Origin of the sequence: Neobacillus sp. 204, from assembly GCF_046562815.1 — a bacterium.
Classification (GTDB): domain Bacteria; phylum Bacillota; class Bacilli; order Bacillales; family Cytobacillaceae; genus Neobacillus.
This window is the reverse complement of sequence record NZ_JBJORY010000019.1, coordinates 40142-52521: the sequence shown is the minus strand read 5'-3', so window position 1 is coordinate 52521 and position 12380 is coordinate 40142. Positions and strand designations below refer to the sequence as shown.

General features: G+C 39.3%; 12 protein-coding genes and 1 other annotated feature. Of the genes, 4 read left to right on the top strand and 8 right to left on the bottom strand.

Features of this window, described 5'->3' with window-relative positions:
* Window positions 1-3 precede the first annotated feature (3 nt).
* From ACJ004_RS26605 to argS, 4 genes are all read right to left on the bottom strand, one after another.
* A complete protein-coding gene (locus ACJ004_RS26605; RefSeq protein ID WP_410896134.1) occupies window positions 4-1830 on the bottom strand; it encodes an APC family permease in 1827 nt (608 codons plus the stop codon).
* Window positions 1831-2063: 233 nt separating this feature from the next.
* Window positions 2064-3245, bottom strand: coding sequence for a NupC/NupG family nucleoside CNT transporter (locus ACJ004_RS26600; protein WP_410896117.1), 1182 nt, complete (start codon window positions 3243-3245; stop codon window positions 2064-2066).
* Window positions 3246-3513: 268 nt separating this feature from the next.
* A complete protein-coding gene (locus tag ACJ004_RS26595) occupies window positions 3514-3978 on the bottom strand; it encodes a DinB family protein (protein ID WP_410896116.1) in 465 nt (154 codons plus the stop codon).
* A 55-nt stretch (window positions 3979-4033) separates the two neighbouring features.
* On the bottom strand, window positions 4034-5728 hold the full coding sequence (gene argS, locus ACJ004_RS26590) for an arginine--tRNA ligase (RefSeq protein WP_410896115.1): 1695 nt from the start codon (window positions 5726-5728) through the stop codon (window positions 4034-4036).
* A 51-nt stretch (window positions 5729-5779) separates the two neighbouring features.
* Window positions 5780-5994: a binding site (T-box leader), on the bottom strand.
* Between the two features lie 105 nt (window positions 5995-6099).
* Between argS and ACJ004_RS26585 the strand changes: the two genes are divergently transcribed.
* Window positions 6100-6354 (top strand): alpha/beta-type small acid-soluble spore protein, encoded by a 255-nt coding sequence (locus ACJ004_RS26585; RefSeq protein WP_410896114.1) that lies wholly within the window; start codon window positions 6100-6102, stop codon window positions 6352-6354.
* A gap of 150 nt (window positions 6355-6504) precedes the next feature.
* Complete coding sequence (locus tag ACJ004_RS26580; RefSeq protein WP_410896113.1) at window positions 6505-6780, top strand: hypothetical protein; 276 nt, start codon at window positions 6505-6507, stop codon at window positions 6778-6780.
* A 63-nt stretch (window positions 6781-6843) separates the two neighbouring features.
* On the opposite strand, the gene ACJ004_RS26575 is transcribed toward ACJ004_RS26580, so the two are convergent.
* The 4 genes from ACJ004_RS26575 to ACJ004_RS26560 form a co-directional block, all read right to left on the bottom strand.
* Window positions 6844-7416, bottom strand: coding sequence for a TetR/AcrR family transcriptional regulator (locus tag ACJ004_RS26575; RefSeq protein WP_410896112.1), 573 nt, complete (start codon window positions 7414-7416; stop codon window positions 6844-6846).
* Window positions 7417-7516: 100 nt separating this feature from the next.
* A complete protein-coding gene (locus ACJ004_RS26570; RefSeq protein ID WP_410896111.1) occupies window positions 7517-8299 on the bottom strand; it encodes an ABC transporter permease in 783 nt (260 codons plus the stop codon).
* Between the two features lie 7 nt (window positions 8300-8306).
* Entirely contained in the window at window positions 8307-9110 is an 804-nt protein-coding gene (locus ACJ004_RS26565) for an ABC transporter permease (RefSeq protein ID WP_410896110.1), read from the bottom strand.
* Window positions 9107-10084: an ABC transporter ATP-binding protein gene (locus ACJ004_RS26560; protein WP_410896109.1), complete on the bottom strand. Its 978-nt coding sequence runs from the start codon at window positions 10082-10084 to the stop codon at window positions 9107-9109. Before ACJ004_RS26560 ends, ACJ004_RS26565 begins: the two co-directional genes overlap by 4 nt.
* A 247-nt stretch (window positions 10085-10331) precedes the next feature.
* Here ACJ004_RS26560 and ACJ004_RS26555 point away from each other — a divergent pair, with 247 nt between their 5' ends.
* Window positions 10332-10823: a CcdC protein domain-containing protein gene (locus tag ACJ004_RS26555; protein WP_410896133.1), complete on the top strand. Its 492-nt coding sequence runs from the start codon at window positions 10332-10334 to the stop codon at window positions 10821-10823.
* Between the two features lie 209 nt (window positions 10824-11032).
* Window positions 11033-12283 carry an ATP-binding protein gene (locus ACJ004_RS26550; RefSeq protein WP_410896108.1) on the top strand — a complete coding sequence of 417 codons (1251 nt, stop codon included), beginning with the start codon at window positions 11033-11035 and terminating at the stop codon, window positions 12281-12283.
* Window positions 12284-12380: the final 97 nt, after the last annotated feature.

Here is a 12380-nt window from a genome sequence, read left to right as displayed (position 1 = left end):
CCTTTACTTTTTAAAATGAAATGGCAGTGTTGACACAATAACCCTCTTTTTAAAAATAAGATAGGTACGAATCAATAAACTCGATTGGTTGTGCAATATATTGTGCCAGCTCTTCTTTGTAATAAATTGCGGAATCAACACCGTCACACGGTAATTGTTCTCACTTGCTTTGTATTCAACCGTATCGATAAATTTCGATAAAGGGATAAGTACACTTCGATAATGTGATTGTAAGGTTACGAGCCTCACATCCGGCTGCCATTGCTGCCATTTTTCTTCGAACCGTTTTTCATCCTCCCGGTCAAAAGACACATACACGGCAAATATTTGATCGGTTAATGATTTTGCATAATTAATTGAGTTCTCGACAACCTTTGTAATTCCTGCAACAGGTACAATGATAACATTTCCCTCAATCGGAAGAGCAGGATTGTCAGGATGAATCCTTAATTGTTCGCCAACGGCTTCGTAATGACTATTAATTCGTTTGAAGGCAAACACGATGATCGGTAAAAAGATGATCACAAACCAGACTTGGCTGAATTTTGTTAAAAAGAAAATAATTAATACGGCTAAGGTAATGAGTGCCCCGACTAAATTGGCACTAAGTTTTGCCACCCATCCAGCAGGTTTTTCCCGGAGCCACTTAATAATCATGCCCGATTGTGACAAGGTGAATGGGATAAATACACCTACCGCATAAAGTGGGATTAAGTACTCCGTTTTACCACGAGAAACAATAATTAGGATGATGGAGGCTACGCCTAAAGAAACAATTCCGTTTGAATATCCAAGTCTGTCTCCTCTAATAGTAAACATCCTTGGCATATACTTATCTTTGGCAAGTGCATAGGCTAATAAAGGAAACGCTGAATAACCAGTATTAGCAGCAAGAACTAAGATAAGGGCAGTCGTGACTTGGACAAAAAAGTAGAGGTAATTGCGTCCAAAGGTTTCTTGGGCAATTTGCGAGACGACCGTTTCATCATGCTTTGGTGAAATGCCGTAATAATAAGCTAGAAATGTAATCCCTGTAAATAACAAGGCTAGCAGCGTCCCCATTAAAATTAATGTTTTGGCCGCATTCTTTGGTGCCGGATCTTTAAAACTTGGAATCGCATTCGAAATGGCTTCCACCCCAGTTAAAGCCGAGCATCCTGACGCAAACGCGCGAAGCAACAAGAAAAGCGTAATACCTTGAACAGGTGCCCCGATCGCTGCATGCGAGGCAGTTGGCGAAACATTACCGGTCATGATTTTAAATAGACCCACACCAATTAGTATGAACAGCGCGATCACAAACAAATAGACGGGATAAGCTAAGATGGACGCTGACTCCGTTAAACCGCGAAGATTGAGGATCGTAATAAAGATGACAAGGACACAAGCAATTCCAACGGTATGCTCATGCAGGGTTGGAAATGCTGACGTTATCGCATCTGTACCAGCAGTGACACTTACTGCCACCGTCAATATGTAATCGACTAAAAGAGATCCTCCGGCAATTAACCCCGCTTTCTCGCCGATATTCTCTTTCGAAACAATATAGGCTCCACCACCATGAGGATAGGAAAAGATAATTTGTCGATACGATAAAATTAGGGCTGCTAATAGAAATAATACTCCTACTGCAATTGGAATGGAGTACCAATAGGCAATGACACTTACCGTTGCCAATACAATCAAAATTTGTTCAGTACCGTAAGCCACAGATGATAAGGCATCGGAAGATAGAATCGCTAAAGCCTTTAGAATATTTAATTTTTGTTCGCCTAATGCCGTGGATTTTAACGGCCGGCCGATTAAGAATCTCTTAAAAGAAGAGAGCACTTGATTCACCCACCAATTTGAAGTAGAATTACCGATTGATTTTAACACAACACCTTAGATAATATGAAGTGTTTTCTGTTGACGAAGTACCAAACTTTTCATGCACTTGCCACTTCCTATAAATATTACTACTTAGTCTTATCCTAATTTGTACGATTAATGAAGGAATTTATCCGACGATGGTCGAAAAAAAACTGCCTAGCTTGTTACAAGCCAGGCAGTTTTCCTATCCATTAAAGCATTACACCCGTAATTGCCGCTGTTAATAAACTTACAAGTGAAGCACCAAAAAGCAGTTTAAGTCCAAACTTAGCTACGAGGTTCCCTTTCTTTTCGTTCAGTCCTTTCACTGCTCCGGTAATAATTCCGATTGAAGAGAAGTTGGCAAACGAAACAAGGAAGACAGAAACAATTCCAATTGTTTTTGTTGAAAGCGTATCCGTTATTTTTGCTAAATCCATCATCGCGACAAATTCATTGGATAATAATTTTGTCGCCATAATTGTTCCGGCCTTTACTACTTCTGATGCTGGTACACCAATGATAAAAGCAAACGGTGCAAACACATACCCAAGAGCCACCTGGAAACTAATACCGAATATCGCCGCAAACACATGATTGATCAGACTGATTAAGGCCACAAATCCAATCAGCATCGCTCCAACGATGATTGCTACTTTGAATCCATCAAAAATATACTCCCCAAGCATTTCAAAAAAGGTTTGTTTTTCTTCTTCCTGAATATCAATAATATCTTCCTTCTCTGAAACCTCATAAGGATTAATGATATTCGCAATGATAAAGCCGCCAAAAAGGTTTAATACTAGAGCGGTAACAACATACTTTGGTTCAATCATGGTCATATAGGCCCCTAAAATTGAGGCTGAGACCGTTGACATTGCAGAGGTACACAATGTATAAAGACGATGTTCAGGCAGATAAGCAAGCTGTTTTTTTACCGAAATAAATACTTCCGATTGACCAAATACAGCTGATGCTACGGCATTATAGGACTCTAATTTACCAAGTCCATTGATTTTACTTAACACCAAACCAAGGAACCGGATGATGACAGGCAGGATTTTGATATGCTGAGCAATCCCAATTAGAACAGAAATAAAAACAATCGGCATCAGGACGTTAAGGAAAAATGGTCCTTCCCCTTTGTTAGCGATTCCACCAAACACAAAATTAACCCCATCGGCACTGTATTGCAGAATATGCTCAAACAGGCTTGATATGCCTTTGATTAACACAAGGCCGACTTCTGTATTTAAAAGTAAAAAGGCTAAGACCAATTGCAAAACAAGCATGGTGATAATTGGCCTGATTTTAATTCCTTTTTTATTAGAGCTGGCAATAAACGCAAGTAAAAAAATAACGACCACTGCTGCTAGAAATAATACGTATTTCAAAACAATTCTCTCCCTTTTCTAGGTGTCTATCTTGATGTGTAAGCGGTTGAAGAAAGTTATCCGACAAAAACCGACAATTTCCAGACATGTTTTTGATTATAAAAGCGCTAACATTATGTGTCAATTCATTTAAAGAAAGTAATACTATTCAGTTTTTCCCCACTTTTCTAATTTATTTAAAAAATATTGATAAATGATTTCCGTTTTAAACAAAAAAAGCATGGAGACAGTATTTAGTCTCCATGCTTTGACAGTCATTTTAATATAATTATTTAACAGCAGTTTTAATGACACGTTTCATTGCTTGCATCTGTCCCAGATGTATGCTCTCATGGAAAATTGCAAAATTCGCTAATTCCCCAAAGGTTTCTTGACCAAGGAATGGGGTTTTCAGTCTTTGGTTAAAACTTTCGACTGGAATTTCGTTAATTCTTGTTAATTGCTCTTGCAACTGGCCAATTAATTCCTGTACAGAAGGAACATCCCCTTCCCAATCAGCAGGACTCGTACCCGACGCAAACAACGCCATATAGTTGGCGGGCAGCTGGGTTGATTTTTTTGGAAAACCAAACATCATTTGCTCGGCTACCGTGAGGACATGGCCCACATGCCAGTGGATCGTATTATTAAACCCTTCTGGCTGTACACCGACGATTCCTTCTTCTAAATCCACCACATAGTTAACAAATCTTCCCCTTGTAAATTTAAAATTTTTTATTAATAGTTCACTCATCCCTCTTTGCCTCCCTTTCACATGTATAACTTTAGTTTGTTTCCTTTTATAGAAACTACATTTCGACCGGAGCTTCCAATCCTAATAATCGTAATCCTTCTTTTAAAACCTCCGTTACCGAATAGACCAGTGCCAACCGTGCCTGTTGTTCAGGACTTTCCTCAAGGATCTTAACCTCTGCATAATATTTATTGAAGGCCTGCGCGAGATCAATAATATATTTTGCCACTTGAGACGGGTCAAAGTTGACACATGCTCTTTTAATTGCAGGCGAGAATTCCATAAGGAGACTGGTGACCTTCCACTCTTTCTCCCATGAATTGGTGTAGGTTGTAGCAGCTAACTCAGTGTTCCCCGTTGCTTTTCGTAAAATGGAACAGGCCCTTGCATAGGTATATTGTACATAAGGACCGGTTTCTCCTTCAAAGCGAAGCATTTCTTCTAACGAAAATTCAATATCATTCATTCGATTGTTCTTTAAATCATGGAAAATGACTGCACCAACGCCTACTTGTTTAGCAACTTCATCTTTGTTAGAAAGATTAGGATTTTTCTCTTCAATATTATGCCGAGCCATTGCAATTGATTCGTTTAAAACTTCTTCTAGTAAAACAACCTTCCCTTTCCGTGTTGACATTTTCTTTCCGTCTTTTAGCATCATTCCAAAGGGAATATGGTGCATTTGCTTTGACCAATCGTAGCCCATCTTTGCCAGCACAGCAATTAACTGTTTAAAATGAAGACTTTGTTCATGGCCAACCACATATAAGGATTGGACAAATTGATATTCCTCCTGTCGATAAAGTGCCGCGGCTAAATCACGGGTCGCATACAGCGTGGCCCCATCAGACTTTTTAATCAGGCACGGCGGGAGCTGTTCTTCGTTTAGTTCAACCACCTGCGCCTGTTCGGATTCAACTAGTAAGTGTTGTTCTTCTAGAAGCTGAACAACGCGATCCATTTTATCATTATAGAAGGCCTCGCCAGCATAGGAATCAAATTGAACGTTCATTAACTCATAAATTCTTGAAAACTCTGTTAAGGACTCATCTCGAAACCATTTCCAAAGCTCTAATGCTTGTTCGTCCCCATCTTCAAGCTTCTTAAACCAACTGCGCCCTTGATCTTCAAGGGTTCGTTTGCTCTCCGCTTCCTCATGAAATTTTATATAAAGGGTTAATAACTCCTTAATCGGGTTTTTCTTGACCAGTTCGGCATCTCCCCATAATTGATAGGCCGTAATAAGCTTCCCGAACTGTGTCCCCCAGTCCCCGAGATGATTAATCTTAATCGGCTTATAGCCACATTTCTCAACAATTAATGCGAGTGAATTGCCGATTACCGTTGAACGCAAATGACCCATCGAAAAGGGTTTAGCAATATTCGGAGAAGACATGTCAATCGTGACCGCCCCATCGTTCCCAAATGCGAGCGCACCATAGTTTCCTTTTTGTGCGATGATATCTCCCACTACTTTTTCGGAAGCCGTCTTTTTGTTTAAAAAGAGATTCAAATACGCCCCCACCACTGTCACTTCTTCAAAAATCGGAGAAGTAATCTTTTCCCTTAACTCTTCTGCAATCAAATTGGGCGATTTTCTTTTTAGTTTCGCTAACGTAAAGCAAGGAAAAGCTAAATCGCCATGGTCCTGATTCTTAGGTTTTTCGATCATCAGTTCCAGGTCTGTCCGTGAAATCGCTTGATCAAGCAAGTCATATAAAATTGAAGCAAGCTCCTGTTTAAAATTCATCTTTTTGTCCTCCAATTTATTTTTAAAAAGCAAAAAACTCCCGTCTCTAATAAAAGAGACGAGAGTTCATAATCCCGCGGTACCACTCTAATTGTTCAAAAAGAACCAACTTTCCTTTGTAACGGAGGATCTCCGGCATACCCTACTGTTTTCATTCAGGTACGCATCTCAAAAGTGCGCTTCATTATCTATTCTGTCTCAGGCTCTCACCACCCCTGAATCGCTGCACCATTTTAGATAACTACTCTCTTTATCATTGATTTTTTCCGAATTTATTATCAGTTATTATACTGGATTATTATGGGTTTTTCCAGTGTTTGCTGATTATTTTTTACATTCAGGTAATCCTACTACTAAAGGAGGGATTTTGCATGGCGAGAAGAAGAAATAAAATCCTTGTCCCAGAGGCGCGATCTGGCTTAGATGCGTTGAAGGCAAAAGTCGCAAATACCGGGAACCCAGAGGATGCAAAATTTGAAGCAGCTGAAGAGGTTGGGGTTCCATTAAAGAAAGGGTATAATGGCCAACTCACGTCAGAGCAGGCCGGAAAAGTAGGCGGCCGACTAGGCGGCAGTATGGTCCGCGAGCTGGTGAAAATGGCACAAGAAAACTTAGCAAAGAAATAGTAATGCCCGGGGCCTAATATGTGTGGCCCCGTTTTTAAACGTGAGCGCCAGAAGCAAAAGTCAACAGATAAATTCAACAAGCAAAATTTTTTAAAAAAAGTTTGACAAATTTGTGACAATTGATAGAATATTCTTACAGGGGAGTTGATAATGATGCAGGAAAAACACTTAAAGAGTATTTTTACTTTTAAGAAAACAGCTATCTTCGGAAGCGGTTTAGGAATTATTCTTATTTTGTTAGGTCAATTTGCAAGCGGTTACAATACTGCTTATTTCTTAACAGCACTAGGATTTGGAATTCTCGCCGGTTCGGTGGTCAATTACCTTTTTGGAACATTTTTAAGTTTAATGGAAGAATTAACTGGCAGCCGTAAGAATGGACCAAAAATTGCGACTGCTTCAAAAAATTATTATCTTTTAAAATAAGAAAAAAGGAGCGGCACTTATTGACGCTCCATTACAGTAAAAGACTTGGATACAAGTCTTTTTTTATGTGGACAAACCATTTACTAAAAGCACTTTCATGATTTCCGCGATTTGTTCAGAGCTTAGTGGCTGATGATGCTTTTCCCAGTCTGAAACTAAGGCAATATACATTTTTAAAAGGAGAAAACTAGTAATTTCGGTATCAGCCGGTGGGATCGCTCCTTTGGCAATGGCCGCATCCATTTTCTGCTTGATATAAGCAATAATTTCATCCTCCACGTGCTGCAGCATTTCCGAAACCGCTAAAGTCCCCATTTCTGTTTCCTCTTGCACCAGTTTAATCATCAGTTGGTGCTGAGAACGAAACTCTAATAAGCGATAAAGAGCCTGATGCACGTTTTCTGTAAATGGTAACTCTGGCCGGATGACCGATTCTGCCTCAGCAATCATTTCCTTGACCAGGGCTGATATAATCTCTTCGAATAACTCTTCTTTATTTTTAAAAAAGGTGTAAATCGTCCCTTTGCCCACATTGGCCAGCTTTGCGACTTGATCCATTGTTGTTGCTTTGTAGCCAAATAATGAAAAAGACTTGGTTGCTGCCTCTACAATCATCTTTCTACGATCGGTTGCCATGTCAACCTCCACTGACCATTTTAGTTTTTTGGTCACTTTTCTTCAAATATACCATATGTTATTTTCCTCTGCAATTTCACTACTAAAAACGGGCTCCCAATCAGGAACCCGTGGAGCGATAATGCTTTACACCAAATTGCCAGACAAGGAGGCAAGGAAGAATAAACAAGCTGCCTGCAAGAGGAATTAGCATGTAATAGATCTCGTTCCCACTGTTCTTTCCTAAAATATAGAATAGAGGCAGGTAGTTTACTGTTCCAAAAGGAATTACAAAGGTAAAAAAACGGGTCACCCATTTTTGATAAATATTTAATGGGTATTGCGCCATTTCCCTTCCGCCATCGGTAAAGATGTTGACCACCTCAAGACCTTCAATCGTCCAAAAACACAAGGTAGCAGCAAGGATGTAGATACCTGTAAAAATAAAAATTCCACTAACCATCATCAGAAGCAAGGTCACGGCTTTTACCACACTCCATTCGATGTTGAGATTGTTCAGGGCCCAGACCAAAACAACCGCACTTTGAAGAAGTCGGCCAAATCTCGTAAACTCGAACTTCGATCCGAGTACTTGGATAAACGTAGTCCGTGGGCGGACTAGTAAGCGGTCAAATTCACCATTCCTTACTAAACTAGAAAAAGCATCAAATCCGCGGGCAAAACATTCACTTAAGGCAAAGGCCATGTGGATAATCCCAAAACAAAACGCCACTTCGAAGAATTGCCATCCTTTAATTTGTCCAAACTGTTCGAACAAAAAGTAGAGTCCCGCAAAAACCGTAAAAGGGATAAAAAATTGTCCCATCGATAATAACCAAAAGGACGTCCGGTATTCCATTTGTGATTTAAAGTGAATCCATAGGTACTTAAAGTATATTCTCATCGTTAAATTAACCTCCTTGGACGACAACTTTCCTTAACACTTTATTTAATGCCGCTCTCCCTAACCAAATCAAACCCAACAAATAAATAAGCTGGATGATAATACCGATGATGGCGTCATGCTGAGAGATATGGCCTGAGTACACCCTAAACGGGAAATCTGCCGTCCAGCGAAATGGAAGCACATTGGCGGCAATTTGGAGCCACTCTGGCATGAGAGGTACAGGGATGATTAATCCGGCAAAAAATTCACCGAGGACGCTAAATACTAGCAGAGATCCCATTGGAGACAAGGTCACAAATACGGATATATATAAGAACATTGAGATGGAAACGAGAAGAAGTAATCCTAGGATTAAAGCGCATAAGAATAATAGAAAGGCTAAGAAACTTGGCGGCATAGTCATGTTGTATGGTTTTGGTAAAAAGAAAGAAATAATCAAGATGGGGAAGCAGCGCAAAAAGGCACTGGATAACCGTTGTGCCAAGAGCTTGGCATACCAAAAACCATAAAGTTCACAGGGACGGCAAAGTTCGTAGGCGATATTGCCACTTGTGATCAAATCAAATAGTTCATTATCGCGAAACCACATCGTTATAAAAACAAGAAAGGCTTGTTGCAGCCAGATGTATGTAATTAATTCTTTTAAGGAAATAGGTGGTGTAGTGGAGGCATGTTCATAAAAGGCTTCAAAAACCATGATTGTGATAAACCCCCAGAAAAACTGAGTAGCTACCCCTGCTAAAGCCGCTGTTCGGTACTGCATCCCGATATTCATCCGCAATTTCAAAACGGATAGATGCACCCTCATATTTGGTACTCCTTATAAAGCTTAAGAATGGTTTCCTCAATTGGTTGGGCTTCAATCGAGACATCAATCAACTCAAGGTTATTGGATAATTGGGTAATGATTTCAGAAGTGTTTACCTGCTCTGTATCAATACTTAGGACTACTTGTTCCGGTGACCGCGAGAGCACGGTCGCCCCTTGGATATCGATAGGTTTAGCATTTTTGCGGAAATCTGCGGTGATCGTTTTCTGGGAGCCAAATTGCTTTCTTAATTCCTCTAACTGGCCGTCGTATAATAAACTACCTTTTCCAATTAAGATTACCCTGTCAGCCAATGCCTCAATATCATTCATATCGTGGGTAGTGAGGATCACCGTGACTCCCTTTTCTTTGTTAATCGTTTTGATGAATTGGCGGACAGCAATTTTAGAGACAGCATCAAGACCAATAGTCGGTTCATCTAGAAATAAGATTTTGGGATTATGTAGAAGAGAAGCCGCTATTTCACAGCGCATCCGCTGTCCTAAGCTTAGTTGACGGACAGGTGAATAAAGGATGTTTTGCAACTCTAGCGTTTCAATGAGTAGTTCGATTGAAGTTTGATATTCTTGCTCTGGTACCTTGTAGATGTCTTTTAGCAGTTCAAACGAATCAATGACTGGGACATCCCACCATAACTGTGAACGCTGGCCGAAGACAACCCCAATATTCTGTACATATTGAACCCGGTCCTTCCACGGTGTAAAGCCCATGATAGAGCAACTCCCGGTGTCAGGCACCAGTATCCCGCTCATAATTTTGATCGTGGTCGATTTTCCTGCCCCATTTGGACCAATGTAGCCAACGATTTCCCCTGGATTAATAGAAAAAGAGATTTCCTTTAGTGCGTCCACAATCGTATGCTCTCGATAAAAAAGAGATTTGGCTGCTTGCCGAAAGCCAGATTGACGTTTGGCAATCTTGAAAGATTTGCTTATGCCTTGTAAATAAATCAATCGTTTTCCCCTCCTGATCTATTATGAGTCACAGAGGAAAATAATAACATCTTGTAATTGTTGGTGTCAATAATTTTCTGAATAATAAAATAACAAATTTTCACAATCGATTCATGAACATTCTCATGTGAAAAACATGAAATATCACACTACCGTACATACGTAACTTTGCATTATGATAACCATACAATATAGCAAGATTCAGAAGCTTTCCGAAAGGGATTGAAGCAGATTGAAAATACTAGTAATTTCCGTGGTTGTCCTGGTCATTATCGGACTTGTTCTTTTTTTCAAAATGAAAGGTAGAAAGGGTCCGATTAAAAGAGGAGGTTTAGGAATCATATCTCCCGTCTTATTTATGCTGGTTATGTTTTCGCTTAGTATTAGCCAGCTGCTCCACATTCCAGGTAAACCATTTCATCTTCCCGCCTATTGGGAAATGCTCATCGCGGCTCTGCTTGGCCTATGTTTTGGGGCGGTTATGCTTACCCAAACTTCCTATGAAATCCGCGACGATGGATTGATTTATTCCAAACCAAACAAAACGTTTAAATATGTAATCATTGCCATCATTGGCATTCGCATCGCTTTAAGTCAGTATTTCAAAAGCATGGATTATATCGAGTTTACAATTCTGACGATGACATTAGCATTCATTTATATTTGCGTCTGGCGATTTGGAAGCTTTGTTAAATACCGGAAATTACAAGGAGACGGACAATCAGCAGAAACTAGATAATCCTATAATAAAAGGCTTTTCTCCAAATAAGAGAAGAGCTTTTTTGTTTAGATGATAACAGAAATCCACATTTTTTCTATTGTTATACTGCAATACTGGTTCGAGTGGGGTATGATTCTTACTAGATGCTTTTTGTGCGGAAAGTTTATCGGTTCTGGAGGGAAAGATAAATATAGAAGCATATCATTTATGATTCTGGAGGATGTTTCTTGATTACTCTAATCAAACCACTGTTGGTTAATATTACGATTTTATTATCTTTTACTTTTAATGCAAATTTATTTTTCCCGTTTCAAACGAAAGTTCCTTCTTCCTTAAAACAAAAGGTGATCTATGGATTAATCGGTTCCTTTGGTGCTCTTTTCTGTATGTATTATCCCATTGAAACCTTAGGGGCCACCCATTTTGATTTAAGAATGTGCGCCATCCTCATCCTGACACTGTATGGCGGCTGGCTTCCCGGAAGCATCGTTTTAGTAAGCGTATGTCTTGTCCGCTATATAATTGGCGGAAAATTCCTCATAACCGGCATTCTGGTAAATGTTGTCGCCTTTTTAATCTCCATTGTTTTCAGGAGATTTTTTCTTAAATCACATTCTAGGCTTTCGGCAGGGACACTGGTGGTTGTTTGTTATTTTATTGTTTATATAACGATTCTTTATTTCAACATTAATTTTTTAAAATTGCCCTTTTATTTCATCTATTTTATTGCTCTATTTTTTACAAATATAGCGCTTATTTTTGTCATTGAAAAGTTGATAAAAATTAATAAGCAATTCGAGGAAATGGTTTATCTGGATAAGTTGACGATGATCGGCCAACTAGCGGCTTCGATTGCACACGAAATTAGAAACCCGCTTGCGACGATTAGAGGCTTTATCCAATTTTTAAGTACAGATACCACGGATTTGAAGTTTAGAAAGTATTCTTCGTTAATTATGGAAGAACTGGATCGAACCAATAGTATTATTACCAACTATTTGAAAGTTGCAAAGCCTGAACCGTTTCAACCTTCCATTGTTTTGATCAGTGAAGTGATTAGTGACTGCGTCCAATTAATGAGTCCTCTTGCTGCTTATTCTAATGTCATCATTAACTATGAAAATAAAGATGCACTTTATGTAAGTGGTGATGAAGCTCATTTAAAACAAGCCATCATGAATATCATCAAAAATGGGATCGAATCGATTACAAATCAGGGAGCCATTACGATTGAATTGTATGCTGACCATTTTAAAAATACCGTTGAAATTAAAATCAAAGACAATGGAAAAGGGATGACCCCTGAACAGTTAAAGCAGATTGGCCTGCCCTTTTATACTACAAAAACAAAAGGAACAGGACTAGGCAGCATGGTGACCAACAAAATCATCCGTGAATTGAACGGGGCAATTGAATATGAAAGTGAAGTCAACAAAGGGACGATTGTGAGAATAATTCTTCCTTTACGAAAGAACTAACTGCTCAGGAGCGGCAGTGTTTAAAGCCTAAAAAAGGTATCTAAACCATCCCTAGATACCTTTTTATTGAACTTTAGGTTTTTCTTTTACATACCTC